The 14,869-nt window shown below is 69.2% G+C and carries 14 protein-coding genes; 6 read left to right on the top strand and 8 right to left on the bottom strand.

Annotation, left to right across the window (positions count from 1 at the left end; translation table 11 throughout):
* Positions 1-121: 121 nt before the first annotated feature.
* The 4 genes from AB0I83_RS18940 to AB0I83_RS18925 all read left to right on the top strand — a co-directional run bounded on the left by AB0I83_RS18940 (position 122) and on the right by AB0I83_RS18925 (position 4,717).
* Positions 122-2,665 carry a DUF4118 domain-containing protein gene (locus AB0I83_RS18940; protein WP_363305401.1) on the top strand — a complete coding sequence of 848 codons (2,544 nt, stop codon included), beginning with the start codon at positions 122-124 and terminating at the stop codon, positions 2,663-2,665.
* 73 nt (positions 2,666-2,738) lie between these two features.
* Entirely contained in the window at positions 2,739-3,446 is a 708-nt protein-coding gene (locus tag AB0I83_RS18935) for a response regulator (protein ID WP_356530554.1), read from the top strand.
* Positions 3,447-3,526: 80 nt separating this feature from the next.
* Complete coding sequence (locus AB0I83_RS18930) at positions 3,527-3,943, top strand: OB-fold nucleic acid binding domain-containing protein (RefSeq protein WP_356530555.1); 417 nt, start codon at positions 3,527-3,529, stop codon at positions 3,941-3,943.
* 3 nt (positions 3,944-3,946) lie between these two features.
* On the top strand, positions 3,947-4,717 hold the full coding sequence (locus tag AB0I83_RS18925) for a DUF3159 domain-containing protein (protein ID WP_363305399.1): 771 nt from the start codon (positions 3,947-3,949) through the stop codon (positions 4,715-4,717).
* An 80-nt stretch (positions 4,718-4,797) separates the two neighbouring features.
* Here the strand turns inward: AB0I83_RS18925 and AB0I83_RS18920 are convergent, their stop codons facing one another.
* Both AB0I83_RS18920 and AB0I83_RS18915 read right to left on the bottom strand, forming a co-directional pair.
* Entirely contained in the window at positions 4,798-5,478 is a 681-nt protein-coding gene (locus AB0I83_RS18920) for a TrkA family potassium uptake protein (protein WP_356530558.1), read from the bottom strand.
* Positions 5,478-6,146 carry a TrkA family potassium uptake protein gene (locus tag AB0I83_RS18915; RefSeq protein WP_356530559.1) on the bottom strand — a complete coding sequence of 223 codons (669 nt, stop codon included), beginning with the start codon at positions 6,144-6,146 and terminating at the stop codon, positions 5,478-5,480. Before AB0I83_RS18915 ends, AB0I83_RS18920 begins: the two co-directional genes overlap by 1 nt.
* A 343-nt stretch (positions 6,147-6,489) precedes the next feature.
* Between AB0I83_RS18915 and AB0I83_RS18910 the strand changes: the two genes are divergently transcribed.
* Entirely contained in the window at positions 6,490-8,541 is a 2,052-nt protein-coding gene (locus tag AB0I83_RS18910) for an APC family permease (RefSeq protein WP_356530561.1), read from the top strand.
* A gap of 103 nt (positions 8,542-8,644) precedes the next feature.
* Positions 8,645-10,003, top strand: a complete 1,359-nt coding sequence (locus AB0I83_RS18905) for a class I SAM-dependent RNA methyltransferase (RefSeq protein WP_363305398.1) — start codon at positions 8,645-8,647, stop codon at positions 10,001-10,003.
* Positions 10,004-10,348: 345 nt separating this feature from the next.
* On the opposite strand, the gene AB0I83_RS18900 is transcribed toward AB0I83_RS18905, so the two are convergent.
* The 6 genes from AB0I83_RS18900 to AB0I83_RS18875 all read right to left on the bottom strand — a co-directional run bounded on the left by AB0I83_RS18900 (position 10,349) and on the right by AB0I83_RS18875 (position 14,703).
* Positions 10,349-11,005, bottom strand: coding sequence for a contact-dependent growth inhibition system immunity protein (locus AB0I83_RS18900; protein ID WP_363305396.1), 657 nt, complete (start codon positions 11,003-11,005; stop codon positions 10,349-10,351).
* A gap of 13 nt (positions 11,006-11,018) precedes the next feature.
* The gene (locus AB0I83_RS18895; protein ID WP_363305395.1) at positions 11,019-11,318 is read right to left on the bottom strand and encodes an RNase A-like domain-containing protein; all 300 of its coding nucleotides are present in this window, start codon (positions 11,316-11,318) and stop codon (positions 11,019-11,021) included.
* A 57-nt stretch (positions 11,319-11,375) separates the two neighbouring features.
* Positions 11,376-11,936 (bottom strand): hypothetical protein, encoded by a 561-nt coding sequence (locus AB0I83_RS18890; RefSeq protein ID WP_363305394.1) that lies wholly within the window; start codon positions 11,934-11,936, stop codon positions 11,376-11,378.
* A 97-nt stretch (positions 11,937-12,033) separates the two neighbouring features.
* Positions 12,034-12,603 (bottom strand): hypothetical protein, encoded by a 570-nt coding sequence (locus AB0I83_RS18885; RefSeq protein WP_363305393.1) that lies wholly within the window; start codon positions 12,601-12,603, stop codon positions 12,034-12,036.
* Between the two features lie 19 nt (positions 12,604-12,622).
* Positions 12,623-14,398, bottom strand: a complete 1,776-nt coding sequence (locus AB0I83_RS18880; RefSeq protein ID WP_363305392.1) for an RNase A-like domain-containing protein — start codon at positions 14,396-14,398, stop codon at positions 12,623-12,625.
* Positions 14,398-14,703 carry a WXG100 family type VII secretion target gene (locus AB0I83_RS18875; RefSeq protein ID WP_363305414.1) on the bottom strand — a complete coding sequence of 102 codons (306 nt, stop codon included), beginning with the start codon at positions 14,701-14,703 and terminating at the stop codon, positions 14,398-14,400. Before AB0I83_RS18875 ends, AB0I83_RS18880 begins: the two co-directional genes overlap by 1 nt.
* Between the last annotated feature and the right edge of the window lie 166 nt (positions 14,704-14,869).

Below are 14,869 nucleotides of genomic sequence, written 5' to 3'. Positions count from 1 at the left end.
AGAATCCCGTCAATACGGACCCCGTCCCAGGGGTCCGGCCTCATATGCCGGAATTGCTCGGGGTAGCTTCGACAGCGGCTCCCGCGTCGGCGGAAGCCGCTGCAGAGAAGACAATGGGGCCATGGGACGCGGCAAGCTTCGGATCTACCTGGGTGCGGCACCCGGTGTGGGCAAGACCCACGCGATGCTGTCCGAGGCCCACCGCCGGGTGGAGCGGGGCACGGACTGCGTCGTCGCGTTCGTGGAGCACCACGGCCGGCCCCGCACCGAGGTGCTGCTGCACGGGCTGGAGCAGATCCGCCGCCGCGACATCGAGTACCGCTCGGCCGTCTTCTCCGAGATGGACGTCGACGCCGTCCTCGAACGCGCGCCGGCCGTCGCGCTCGTGGACGAGCTCGCGCACACGAACGTGCCCGGCTCCCGCAACGCCAAGCGGTGGCAGGACGTCGAGGAACTCCTCAAGGCGGGCATCGACGTGGTGTCCACCGTCAACATCCAGCACCTGGAGTCCCTCGGCGACGTCGTCGAGTCGATAACCGGTGTGCGGCAGCAGGAGACCATCCCCGACGAGGTCGCCCGGCGGGCCGACCAGATCGAACTCGTCGACATGTCGCCACAGGCGCTGCGACGCCGGATGGCCCACGGCAACATCTACCAGTCCGACAAGGTCGACGCCGCCCTGTCCAACTACTTCCGCCCCGGCAACCTCACCGCCCTGCGCGAGCTGGCCCTCCTCTGGGTCGCCGACCGGGTGGACGAGTACCTCCAGCAGTACCGCGGCGAACACGACATCAGCGCCCCCTGGCAGGCCCGCGAACGCATCGTCGTCGGGCTGACCGGCGGCCCCGAGGGCCGAACCCTCATCCGCCGCGCCTCGCGGATGGCGGCCAAGGGCTCCGGCAGCGAGATCCTCGCCGTCTACATCGCCCGCAGCGACGGACTGACCTCCGCCTCACCCAAGGAGCTCGCGGTCCAGCGCACCCTCGTCGAGGACCTCGGGGGCACTTTCCACCACGTCATCGGCGACGACATACCCTCCGCCCTGCTCGCGTTCGCCCGGGGCGTCAACGCCACCCAGATCGTCCTCGGCTCGAGCCGGCGCAAGACCTGGCAGTACGTCTACGGCCCCGGGGTGGGCGCCACCGTCGCCCGCGAGTCCGGTCCCGACCTGGACGTCCACATCGTCACCCACGAAGAGGTGGCCAAGGGGCGCGGACTGCCCATCGCGCGCGGCGCCCGGCTCAGCCGCGCCCGGATCATCTCGGGCTGGCTGGCCGGGGTCGGGGGACCGGCCCTCCTGACCCTGCTCCTGCACGGACTGGAGAACGGGCCGGGGCTCGCCAACGACGTACTGCTCTTCCTCTTCCTGACGGTCGCCGCCGCGCTGCTCGGGGGGCTGGCGCCCGCGCTGGCCTCGGCCGCCGCCGGCTCGCTGCTCCTGAACTACTGGTTCACGCCGCCCACCCACACCCTGACCGTGCAGGACCCGGAGAACTTCGTCGCCATCGTGATCTTCTTCGCGGTGGCGGTGGCGGTCGCCTCCGTGGTGGACCTGGCTGCCCGACGCACGCACCAGGCGGCCAGACTCCGCGCCGAGTCGGAGATCCTCTCCGCCCTCGCAGGAAGCGTCCTGCGCGGCGAGACGGCCCTGGACGCCCTGCTGGAACGGGTCCGTGAGACCTTCGCCATGGAGTCCGTCGCGCTCCTGGAACGCAGCAGCGACGTCGACCCCTGGACCTGCGCCGGATCAGTCGGGCCCGCCCCGGTGGCCCGCCCCGACGACGCCGATGTGGACATGCCCGTCGGAGACCACATGGCTCTCGCGCTCTCCGGACGCGTGCTGCCCGCGGAGGACCGCCGGGTCCTCGGCGCGTTCGCCGCGCAGGCGGCCGTCGTGCTCGACCGGCAGCGACTGGTCGGAGAGGCCGAGGCCGCGAGGAGGCTGGCCGAGGGCAACCGGATCAGGACCGCGCTGCTCGCCGCCGTCAGCCATGACCTGCGTACCCCGCTGGCCGCCATCAAGGCCGCGGTGAGCTCCCTGCGCTCCGACGACGTCTCCTGGTCCGAAGCCGACGAGGCGGAGTTCCTCGCGGCCATCGAGGACGGTGCCGATCGCCTGGACCACCTGGTCGGCAACCTGCTCGACATGTCGCGCCTGCAGACCGGCACCGTCACCCCGCTCATCCGCGAGATCGACCTCGACGAGGTCGTCCCGATGGCGCTCGGCGGCGTACCCGAGGGCAGTGTCGACCTGGACATCCCCGAGACGCTGCCCATGGTCGCGGTGGATCCGGGGCTGCTGGAGCGGGCCGTGGCCAACATCGTCGAGAACGCGGTCAAGTACAGCCCCGGCCGTGAGCGCGTCGCGGTCGCCGCCAGCTCCCTCGGCGAACGCGTCGAGCTGCGGGTGGCCGACCGGGGCCGCGGCGTCCCGGACGATGCCAAGGAACGCATCTTCGAGCCCTTCCAGCGGTACGGTGACGCTCCGCGCGGTGCCGGCGTCGGCCTCGGGCTCGCCGTCGCCCGCGGCTTCGTGGAGTCCATGGGCGGCACACTGGACGCCGAGGACACCCCCGGCGGCGGGCTCACCATGGTCCTCACGCTCACCGCGGCGCCCGGCCAGGTACGTGCGGGCCCCGTGCCGCCCGCACAGGTCGCGTCATGAGCTCGGGTCGCGCCATGAGGTCCCCGGGGCCGCCCCCCTCCCCGTACACGTATCCCGGAAAGGCAGGTCCACGATGACCAGGGTCCTCGTGGTCGACGACGAGCCGCAGATCGTGCGCGCCCTCGTGATCAACCTGAAGGCGCGCAAGTACGAGGTGGACGCGGCGCCCGACGGAGCGACGGCCCTGCAGCTCGCCGCGGCCCGCCACCCCGACGTCGTCGTGCTCGACCTCGGGCTCCCGGACATGGACGGTGTCGAGGTGATCAGGGGGCTGCGCGGCTGGACCCGCGTCCCGATCCTCGTGCTCTCCGCCCGCCACACCTCCGACGAGAAGGTCGAGGCCCTGGACGCGGGCGCCGACGACTACGTCACCAAGCCCTTCGGCATGGACGAACTGCTGGCCCGGCTGCGAGCGGCCGTACGACGTGCGGAGCCGGTCGGCCCGGACGGCGGGGACGACCTGGTGGTCGTCGAGACCGAGGGGTTCACCGTCGACCTGGCGGCCAAGAAGGTGCACCGCGCGGGCCGCGACGTGCGGCTCACGCCCACCGAGTGGCACCTCTTGGAGGTCCTCGTCCGCAACGCGGGCCGCCTGGTCAGCCAGAAGCAGCTGCTGCAGGAGGTCTGGGGCCCCTCGTACGGCACCGAGACGAACTACCTGCGCGTCTACATGGCCCAGCTGCGCCGCAAGCTGGAGGCCGACCCCTCTCACCCCAGACACTTCGTGACCGAACCGGGAATGGGCTATCGCTTCGAGCGCGGACGGCCCGTCCCGGAGTGAGCGCGTTCACTCCTTCGGGTGATACTTCTGTGGCCCGGCCCCTCCAGGCCCCTACCACGGGGGACCGGTACCCTTCGGGTATGAGCGCTGTCCCCCGATTCGAGAAGCCCGGCAGGGCGGAACGGCCGTCCGGCCGCTTCCGTCGCATGCTCGACCGGCTTTCCAGCTCCCAGGAGGACCTCGAGTCCGAGGAGCTCCGGGAGGACTCGCACGCCTCGGGCTGCACGCGCATCTCCGAATGCTCGGACCGCCAGATCGTGAAGGTGACTGGTACCTTGCGGACGGTCACCCTGCGTCCGCGCGCCGGAGTGCCCGCCCTGGAGGCGGAGCTCTTCGACGGCACCGCGCCGCTCGACGTGGTCTGGCTCGGCCGGCGTTCCATCGTCGGCATCGAACCGGGCCGCAAGCTCATCGCGTCGGGCCGTGTAGCCATGAGTCACGGCCGCCGGGTGCTGTTCAATCCCAAATACGAACTCCGACCGCTCGGCAAGGAGTAGCCGGTGACGTCTCTCGACAAGCCGACGTCCGACACGGACCAGCCCCACCGCACCGACCAGCAGGACGCCGAGGCGAAGGCGGTCACGGAAGCCGCGCTCTTCGAGGCCTTCGGTGGCGTGCGCGGCATGGTGGAGACAGTCCTGCCCGGGCTGCTCTTCGTCACGATCTTCACCATCAACAAGGACCTGAAGGCCTCGGCGATTGCCGCACTCGCGGTCTCGCTCGTCCTCGTCGTCGTACGCCTGGTCCGCAGGGACACCGTGAAGCACGCCTTCAGCGGCGTCTTCGGCGTGGCCTTCGGTGTCGTGTTCGCGATGATGACGGGCAACGCCAAGGACTTCTATCTGCCCGGCATGATCTACACGCTCGGGCTGGCCCTCGCCTACCTCGTCACGACGATGGCCGGGGTGCCGCTGATCGGGCTGATCCTCGGCCCGGTGTTCAAGGAGAACCTCTCCTGGCGCACCCGTAACCCCGGCCGCAAGAAGGCGTACGCAAAGGCCAGTTACGCCTGGGGACTGATCCTGCTCGCCAAGTGCGCGATCCTCTTCCCGCTGTACTGGTGGGCGGACACGGCCCAGCTCGGCTGGGTACTGGTCGCGCTCAAGATCCCGCCGTTCCTGCTCGCGGTGTATCTGACCTGGGTCTTCCTCGCCAAGGCGCCGCCGCCCATCGACGTGTTCGCGGAGATGGAGGCGGAGGAGCAGGCCGAGAAGGCACGCAAGGCCGCGCGGACCGACCGGACCGCGGAGGTCCGCAACTCCGATCTCTGACGCGCGGGACGACGTACTAACGCGTGGGGCCCCGGACCGTGAACACGGTCCGGGGCCCCACGCGTTACGCGCGGACGGGCTCAGTCCTCGTCCTCCGGCTCGCGGCGCACCGACAGCAGGTCCTCCAGCTGCTCCTCGCGCGCCTGGGCCGCCACGAACAGCAGTTCGTCACCGGCCTCCAGGGTCTCCTCGGGGCTCGGTGTCAGCACCCGCGTGCCGCGGATGATCGTGACGAGCGAGGTGTCCTCCGGCCAGTCCACATCGCCGACCCTGATGCCGGCCAGCGCCGACTCCGGGGGCAGTGTCAGTTCGACCAGGTTGGCGTCGCCGTGGCTGAAGCGCAGCAGCCGGACCAGATCGCCGACACTCACCGCCTCCTCCACCAGGGCGGACATCAGACGGGGAGTGGAGACCGCCACGTCGACGCCCCACGACTCGTTGAACAACCACTCGTTCTTCGGGTTGTTCACCCGGGCGACGACCCTCGGGACGCCGTACTCGGTCTTCGCGAGCAGCGACACGACCAGGTTCACCTTGTCGTCACCCGTCGAGGCGATCACGACGTTGCACCGCTGGAGCGCCGCCTCGTCCAGCGACGTGATCTCGCAGGCGTCCGCGAGGAGCCACTCGGCCATCGGCACCCGCTCCACCGAGATGGCGGTCGGCGCCTTGTCGATCAGCAGCACCTCGTGCCCGTTCTCCAGGAGCTCGGCCGCGATGGAACGGCCCACCGCACCGGCCCCGGCAATCGCGACGCGCATCAGTGACCGCCCTCCTCGGGACCCTCGGCGAAGGTCTCCTCGACCTTCGCGATCTCGTCCGTACGCATCATCACGTGGACCAGATCGCCCTCCTGCAGGACCGTCTGCGACGTGGGCAGTATGGCCTCGCCCAGACGGGTGAGGAAGGCGACGCGGACGCCGGTCTCCTCCTGCAGCGTGCTGATCTTGTGGCCGATCCACGACGGCGTGGTGTGCACCTCCGCGAGCTGCACACCACCGCTCGGGTCGCGCCACAGGGGCTCGGCGCCCGACGGCAGCAGCCGCCGCAGCATCTGGTCCGCCGTCCAGCGGACCGTGGCGACGGTGGGGATGCCCAGACGCTGGTAGACCTCGGCGCGCTTCGGGTCGTAGATGCGCGCCGCGACGTTCTCGATACCGAACATCTCGCGCGCCACGCGGGCCGCGATGATGTTGGAGTTGTCGCCGCTGCTGACCGCTGCGAACGCACCGGCCTCCTCGATACCCGCCTCGCGCAGGGTGTCCTGGTCGAAACCGACCCCGCTGACCCGCCGGCCGCCGAACCCCGCCCCGAGGCGACGGAACGCCGTGGGGTCCTGGTCGATCACCGCGACCGTGTGCCCCTGCTGCTCCAGGGTCTGCGCGAGAGCGGCTCCGACTCGCCCGCAGCCCATGATGACGATGTGCACCTTGCGCCTACCTCGCCGTCCTGGTCATCCGGATGACCTGCGAAAACACCCTGCTCACACTTCTCTCTCAGCTTGCGGGGCAAACAGTGGGGCAACCACCTTCGGCGTCGCCCGTGCATGAGCTTATGCGGCGGGGTCCCCACCGCCTCATCCGAGTGCGCGTATCCCACGGCCCGACCGGCGAAGGGGCACCGCCGAGAGGTCGCCGCCCGTCCGCGGCGCAAGGATTCCGTTAAGGATTCCATGGACTTTTCCGGTGAGTGCGGCTGATTATGAAGGTTTTCGGAGTGCGGAGGGGGTGGTGCCTCGGCGGCGTGTCCCGGCAGCGCTTACGATCCTCACCGTGTCCAAACTGACCGACGTGCCCAAAAGGATCCTGATCGGCCGGGCGCTGCGCAGCGACAAGCTGGGGGAAACGCTCCTCCCCAAGCGCATCGCGCTCCCCGTCTTCGCGTCCGACCCGCTGTCCTCGGTGGCGTACGCACCTGGAGAGGTCCTCCTCGTGCTGTCCATCGCGGGCGTGTCGGCGTACCACTTCAGCCCGTGGATCGCGGTCGCCGTCGTGGTCCTGATGTTCACGGTCGTCGCCTCGTACCGGCAGAACGTGCGCGCCTACCCGAGCGGTGGCGGTGACTACGAGGTCGCCAACACCAACCTCGGGCCGAAGGCCGGTCTGACCGTCGCGAGCGCCCTCCTCGTCGACTACGTCCTCACGGTCGCCGTGTCGATCTCCTCGGGCGTCGAGAACCTCGGCTCCGCGATCCCCTTCGTCATCGAGCACAAGACGATCTGCGCCATCGGGGCCATCGTCCTGCTGACGCTGATGAACCTGCGCGGCGTCAAGGAGTCCGGCAAGCTCTTCGCCATCCCGACGTACCTCTTCGTGGCGGGCGTCTTCGCCATGATCCTCTGGGGCGCCTTCCGGGGAATCGTCCTCGGCGACGCCATGCACGCGCCCACCTCGGACTACGAGATCAAGCCCGAGCACCAGGGGCTGGCCGGCTTCGCCCTCGTCTTCCTGCTGCTGCGCGCCTTCTCCTCCGGCTGTGCGGCCCTCACGGGCGTCGAGGCGATCAGCAACGGCGTCCCCGCGTTCCGCAAGCCGAAGAGCAAGAACGCCGCGACCACCCTCGCGGCGATGGGCCTGCTGGCCGTCACCATGTTCTGCGGCATCATCGGCCTCGCCATGGCCACCGACGTGAAGATGGCCGAGAACCCGGCGAAGGACCTGATCCACAACGGTGCCGCCGTCGGCGCGAGCTTCACCCAGGACCCCGTGATCTCCCAGGTCGCGGCGGCGGTCTTCGGTGACGGCACGTTCTTCTTCGTCTTCCTCGCCGCTGCCACCGCCCTGGTGCTCTTCCTCGCCGCCAACACCGCGTACAACGGCTTCCCGCTGCTCGGCTCGATCCTCGCCCAGGACCGCTACCTGCCGCGCCAGCTGCACACCCGCGGCGACCGGCTGGCCTTTTCCAACGGCATCGTGCTGCTGGCCGGGGCCGCGATCCTGCTCGTCTGGATCTACGGCGCCGACTCGACCCGGCTCATCCAGCTCTACATCGTCGGGGTCTTCGTCTCCTTCACGCTCAGCCAGACCGGCATGGTGCGGCACTGGAACCGCCACCTGCGCACCGAGAAGGACCCCGCGGCACGGCGGCACATGGTCCGCTCCCGGGCGATCAACACCTTCGGCGCGTTCTTCACCGGCCTGGTCCTGGTCGTCGTACTGGCCACGAAGTTCACCCACGGCGCCTGGGTGGCACTGCTCGGCATGGTCATCTTCTTCGGCACGATGACGGCGATCCGCAAGCACTACGACCGGGTCGCCGAGGAGATCGCTGCCCCGGAGACCCGGCCCGACGACAGCATCCGCCCCTCGCGCGTGCACTCGATCGTCCTGGTGTCCAAGCTGCACCGGCCCACGCTGCGCGCCCTCGCGTACGCGAAGCTGGTGCGCTCCGACCAGTTGGAGGCGCTCTCCATCAGCGTCGACCAGGCGGAGACGAAGGCGCTCAAGCAGGACTGGGAACGCCGCGGTATCGACATCCCGCTGAAGATCCTCGACTCCCCGTACCGCGAGGTGACCCGCCCGGTCATCGACTACGTGAAGGGCCTGCGCAAGGACCGGCCGCGCGACGTGATCAGCGTGTACATCCCGGAGTACGTGGTCGGCCACTGGTACGAGCACCTGCTCCACAACCAGAGCGCGCTGCGGCTCAAGGGCCGGCTGCTCTTCACCCCCGGCGTCATGGTGACCTCCGTGCCCTACCAGCTGGAGTCCTCCGAGGCGGCGAAGCTGCGCGCGAGGAGGCGAGCGGACTGGACCGCGCCCGGCTCGGTGCGCCGCGGCCCCGTGGAGCGGCGGCAGCCCAAGGAACCCGCCCGCAAGGGCTGACCCCACGCTCCGCCCGTGGTGAGCGGCCGGCTTCCGCCCACGTAGACTGGTGGGCTGTTGTCCGGCCGTTTCCGCTTTTCCTGATCTCTGGAGCCACCCCCTCATGCAGAACGAATCCACGTCGTCGCAGCCCGGGGAACCTCAGGCAGGGGAGTCCCTGATCGGCCGGGAGTACGAGGTCGAGATCGGCCCCGTCGCCCACGGCGGCCACTGCATCGCCCGCACCGATGAGGGCCAGGTCCTCTTCGTACGGCACACCCTGCCCGGCGAGAAGGTCGTCGCGCGGGTCACCGAGGGCGACAGCGACTCCCGGTTCCTGCGCGCCGACGCGGTCACGGTCCTCGACGCCTCCAAGGACCGGGTCGCGGCCCCGTGCCCGTACGCCGGACCCGGCAAGTGCGGCGGCTGCGACTGGCAGCACGCCAAGCCGGGCGCGCAGCGACGCCTCAAGGGCGAGGTGATCACCGAGCAGCTCCAGCGCCTGGCGGGCCTCACCCCCGAGGAGGCCGGCTGGGACGGCACGGTCATGCCGGCCGAGGGCGACAAGCTCCCCCCGGGCCAGGTCCCGGCCTGGCGTACCCGCGTCCAGTACGCGGTCGACCAGGACGGCCTGGTCGGACTGCGCAAGCACCGCTCGCACGAGGTCCAGCCGATCGACCACTGCATGATCGCCGCCCCCGGTGTCTCCGAGCTCGGCATCGAGAAGCAGGACTGGCCGCAGATGGCCACGGTGGAGGCCATCGCGGCCACCGGGTCCCACGACCGCCAGGTCATCCTGACCCCGCGCGAGGGCGGCCGGCTCCCGCTGGTCGAGCTGGACAAGCCCGTCTCCGTGATGCGCGTCGACGAGAAGGACGGCGGCGTCCACCGCGTCCACGGCCGCGCCTTCGTACGCGAGCGCGCCGACGACCGTACGTACCGTGTCGGTTCGGGCGGCTTCTGGCAGGTCCACCCGCAGGCGGCGGACACGCTGGTGCGGGCGGTCATGCAGGGCCTGCTGCCCCGCAAGAACGACACGGCGCTCGACCTGTACTGCGGCGTGGGCCTCTTCGCGGGAGCCATCGGCCAGCGGATCGGGGAGAAGGGCGCTGTGCTGGGCATCGAGTCCGGGAAGCGCGCGGTCGAGGACGCCCGGCACAACCTGAAGGACCTGGACCGGGTCCGCGTCGAGCACGGCAAGGTCGACCAGGTCCTGCCCCGCACGGGCATCACGGAGTGCGACCTGATCGTCCTCGACCCGCCGCGCGCGGGCGCGGGCAAGGCCACGGTCAAGCAGCTGGTCGCGCTGGGGGCGCGCCGCATCGCGTACGTGGCGTGCGACCCGGCGGCGCTGGCGCGGGACATCGCGTACTTCCGGGACGGGGGGTACCGGGTGCGGACGCTGCGGGCGTTCGATCTGTTCCCGATGACCCACCATGTCGAGTGCGTGGCGATTCTGGAGCCTGCTGCAAAGGGTGCCTGACCTGCGGGTTCACCCAAGAGGTCAGGCGTCCGCAGCGCCTGCGGCGGTGTCGACGATCCGCTCCTCGGGTAGGCCGAGGAAGTGGTCGCCCAGGCCCGTCCGAAGCGCTTTCGGACGGCCTCTGTCGCGCCTGCCGACTGCGCACCCCAAGCTGGAATCACCGGACACGGCGACCCCGGTGCTGAGGCGCCGGATGACCCTCGGCGCACCGCACAGGAAGGTCAGCCGCCTGCTCGGAAACTGCCGGTGTCGCGCGCGCCGCCCCGTGTGCGTGCCTTGCGATGCTGTCCACGTTCGTGCTGTCTTGCGGCTGTGGAGCGCCCGTCCCTCGGCCGTCCAGCCGGATCAGTTGCCGGACAGCGTCGTAGCCAGCGACTGGAACCAGGCGCCGTGGGAGAACGGCTCGGGCGGGCCCACCTCCATGCCTAGTTCGGCGGCGGCCAGGGCGTAGTCCCCCTCGTCCAAGGGCAGGGCGAGCAACTCGTGCAGTTCACCCACGAGGCGGGCGACCAAATGCGGGTTTGTGGTGTATGCGTAGTCGGCGACCGCTGCGTCGTGGCCGGGGAACTCGTCGACGATGTCCTGGGAGAACCAGCCGCCCAGCAGTTGCGCGGTCTCCGGGAAACGCGCGTGCCATTCCCAGTGCGTTTGCGGGACTGATGGCTCCGGGACGTCGCCCTCCTCGATGCTCTTCCTCAGGTGGTAGGCCAGCACCATCAGCCAGTCGCCGATGTCTGACTGGGGCTTTCCGGTGTCCGGGATCGAGTAGAACTCGCCCAGCTCCTGCCGGATGCGGCCTGGAGGATTGCGGCTGTACTCACGCAGCTGGCGCTCCGCCTCCGCGATGGCCGAGGGGCGGGTGTGCCAGGTGTGACGGAGATAGGCGTCCAGGGCGCGGCTGCGCCGCTCCGGGGTGTCGTCGGCCGGCTGCCCCAGATAGGCGCGCATCACCTGGTCCAGCTCGCCGTACCGCCGGTCGTGTTCGAGGGGTTTCATGGACATGTGCGTGTGACCCCTACAGGTAGAACGGAACGGTCGCGTGGACGACGAAGCCAAGCGGGCTTACCGGCTCGCGGCGCAGCACCACGCGTGCCGCGCGCACCTCGACGGGGCCGCGCCCTGCCAGCAGTTCGCCCTCCAGCTGGACCCGGCCCACTGGCTCCCCACGGGACGGCCAGGCGGCCTCGACAGTGAGGCGGGCCCGGGTGTTCTGTGCGAGCCAGCGATGGACGGCCTGCTCGTTGGCGGTCACCACCTGCTGGGTGGCCCATTGGGCGGTCTCGCGGTCGGGATAGGAGGCGGAACGGGTCAGCACAAGGCCATCCTCTCAATCAGCTGGGCACAGGGCCTGCGCTCGTACAGTTGCAGGGGTTCAGTAGTCGGCGAAGTTCCAGAACATGCCGACCTCAGTGTCCGAGACGACGATCAGGCCGCAGTCCTCCGAGTAGACGCTCAGCGGGCTGTACGCCCAGCTCGACGATGTGAAGTCGAGTGTCCCGCGCACGTGACCAGGCATTTTGATGTTGGTGTGATAGATGGCCTCGTCGCCGTAACGCGCAAGGATTGTCTCCGCCATTGCCAGGAGTTCCTCCTCGCTCTCCGTGAAGCGCCTGAGGTTGGACAGGGTGCAGCTGTCGTCCGTGAGGGCAAGGAGCAGGTTCTCGGCGCCGGCCCGGTCGATCTCCTGGAGACGCCTCGCGATGTACTCCGGCGGATGAGCAACGAAGGGGTAGGTGGGAGAAGCCTCACGCTCCGGGTTCTGGGCCGCGTCGTCGAGACCGGCCCAGCCGCGGGGGTCCGGCACCCGCGCCATCAGCGTGATGACATCAAGGACCCAGTCCTCGTGTCGGCGTGGGCCGGTGGCGTCGTACGGGTATGCGTCCTCGTACAGGTGGCGTACGGCCGCTTCCCAGGACTTCTGGTCGACGGGCATGCGGCGTTGGCCTTTCTCGGCAGGGGTGCCAGGGCGTTTCCCGGTCGGGACACGTCCCGGATCCCGTCAGCGTGGGCGCCGGCCCGTGTACGTGTTCTCAGTTCGCGTTGAACGACCAGAAGATCCCGACCTCGTCCGAGTTCACGGCGATTAGCCCCAGATCCATCACATAGTCGGTGAAGGCCCTACCGCCGGCGAGGTCATCGGCGAGGAAGTCCGGCGAGGCGGAGGCCCGGGCCAGCTCCGAGGAGGTACGGAAGACGGCGTCGGTACCGAACCGGCTGAGCACCATCCGGGCGTCGGCCAGCACATCGTCACGGTCGACGCGCGTCCGGACAGGGCGACCCTCGAAGAACCACTCCTGAGTCAGAGAGGCAAGCAACTCAGCGGCTGCGGAGGCCGTGACGTGATACGTCCACTCGTGCACCTGCTCGGCCGTGAGCGGAAGAAACGGAAAGGAAGGGCGCACGTTCTTACGCCCCTCCTTGTCGATCTGCCACTCCAGTGTCCGCCACCCTCGCGGGTCGGTGGCCGACCGGTCCATAACGGCCAGGACGTCCCGCCCCCAGTCGTCGTCCCGTCGGGGCCCGGTCATCGCGAAGGTGTACACGTCGTCGAGGAGCCGTTCCAGTGTGGTGTCCCAGACAGTGCGGTCGATGGGGGGCATTCGGCTTCCGGTCAGTCGGTCACGGGGCGGGCATGGACGTGAGGATGATATAGGGCGGATCGAGTCTGGAATCGTACTTCAGGATCGTATTCACGTTCTTCACGTCGATCGCCTGCGCGTTGAGCCCGTGGTCCTTGTAGCCGGTCCCCGGGATGGTATTGCCCGACCCGTCCGGCACGGGAGTGGGTTGCTTGGACACATATCGTCCGCTGACCTCGCCGTTGGGGGCCGGGCTCGTGAAAGCCTGGGTCTTCCCCTCCGCAGGATTGGTGGCCAGCCAGGCGTCGATCTGGGACTGCTTCGTCCGCAGGTTGTGTTCCGTCAACCGTTGCGCGGCGGCCATGTTGTCGAAGGACGACGAACCGCCGATCGTTGGTTTGCGTTGCTCGGGCCAGTTGTTGTTGTCGTCGGCTTGGTCGCGCAGGCGTTGAGCGAGTTGCTCGTCGGTCTTGCCGACGTGCTTGTCCAGAGTGTGGCCGCCCCCCAGGTACTCGTTGCTCGCCAGGTCGAAGGTGTGATCGCCGTTGGAGCGCGCTTCGGTCCACCGTTGCTCGTGTTTGAACTCGTCCAGGGCCCTGGTGCCGAAACCGTGCGCACGGGCGATGCCGGCCTCGAACTTGGGGGCGCTCCGGTACGCCTCGTCCAGAGGTCCCTTCAGTGTTTCTATCCGGGTGGTCAGGCCCCCCAGGATGCCGGTGTACTTGTCGACGATTCCGTTCAGTCGGCCCGTGTCGATGTTCAGCACTGTCTTGACATCGAACGACAGGACCAGGCCCGCGCCCTTGCCGATCACTGTTGCGGCGGAGCTGAGGACGCCTCCAAGCCCCTTGGGCTTGGCCAGGTCTTCGAGAACCTCCTTGGCCGCCTTCAGCATGGCCAGTTGGAGCTCGTCCGCGACGTCTCGGTTGAGATCGACGGCGGCTTCCGCGTACTCGCGGAGGATGGTGGCGATGTCGTCGGCCGTGTCCTTGAGCACGGCCAGGACCGGCTCACTGCCCGTGGGAACCCGGGGTGTGCCCGGACCTGAGTTGGCGGTCTGTCCCCACTGGTAGCCGTGCCGCTGCTGCCCCCAGGCCGTCCCTCCCCACAGGGCGCTGCAGAAGGTCCGCATCGCGGCTTCCCAGTCGGCCTGCTGCAAGTTGGTTATGGCGCCCACGGCCTGAGTGAGCTGGTCCGCCCCTAGCGACGCGGTGATGGACACGTTCATCCAGCTGTGGCACAGGGAGTTCAGGTAATGCTGCTGGGGGAAGGGGTGGACGTCCGCCACCCTTCCGACCCGGAACACGTTCTTGCACAGTGGCCGGAGGACGTCCCGGACGATTTCGGGGATTCCCTCCATCAGGCCGCGCAGGATGTCGTCGCCGCCGTCGTCGTCGCCCCACTTGATGTCGGGTACCGAGCCGAAGTTCGGGGCCTTGTCGATGACCGTGGGCCGCGGGCGCTGCTCGGCGGTCTTCCCCGGTTTGGGGTGGGACGCCGCGTCAGCCCTGGTGTAGGCGTTGGCCGTCTCGGTGAACCCGACTGCCACGCCGCCGACGCTGAGTACGGACCGGCCCCAGACCTCCAGCCAGCGATTTCCGATCTTCTTGTACGCCTGGGCGAATTTCTCGGCCTCGGTGCCGGCGCCTCCTGCGTCGGGATACTTGCCCAGCTCTTCGAGAAGCTTGTTGGCACCGCGCACGAGGTACTCCTGTTGCGCGGCGACCCGGCCGGAGACCGACCAGAGGTCGCTCGGCTTGACATCGATGGTGCCCGCGCCGCCCGGTGACTGGGCTGGTGGGGAGGGGGTACCCATCAGGCGCCGCCTCCCCAGCCTTCGAGTACGGACCTGTTGGCCGCGGCGTAGTTCAGGTGGCCCTTCACCACGACCTCATGGAGCCAGGCCTGGGTTGCCTTGAGGTCGTCGGCGGAGTGGCTCCACTTGTCCAGCTCGTCGATGAACGCCTCACGCGCCTCGCCGTCCCAGCTCAGCACGGCTTTGGCGGTCCGCTCGTACAAGGTGTCCAGCTTCTCGTTGAGGACGCGGAGAATACCCTCCAGATCACCCGAAAGCTGCTGCAAGGTAGCGAAATTGACAGTGATGCGGTCTTCGTCCGGCACGGTGATGATCCCCCTGGAAGCAATCGCCAACGATGCTACTCATCACCTGAGCGGGGTCGGTGCGGGCGTCGGGTCGCATGTCGGCCATATGTCTGCCCCTTTGCAGCCAGCCCTCTGTGACAGGGGCGATGGAGGTGCGCGCGGTGCGTGACGCCACTTGCCTGTG

It is taken from the genome of Streptomyces sp. NPDC049970, assembly GCF_040660235.1.
Taxonomy (GTDB): domain Bacteria; phylum Actinomycetota; class Actinomycetes; order Streptomycetales; family Streptomycetaceae; genus Streptomyces.
Note: the sequence above shows the minus strand (reverse complement) of the source record. Positions and strands in the feature narration are given on the sequence as shown.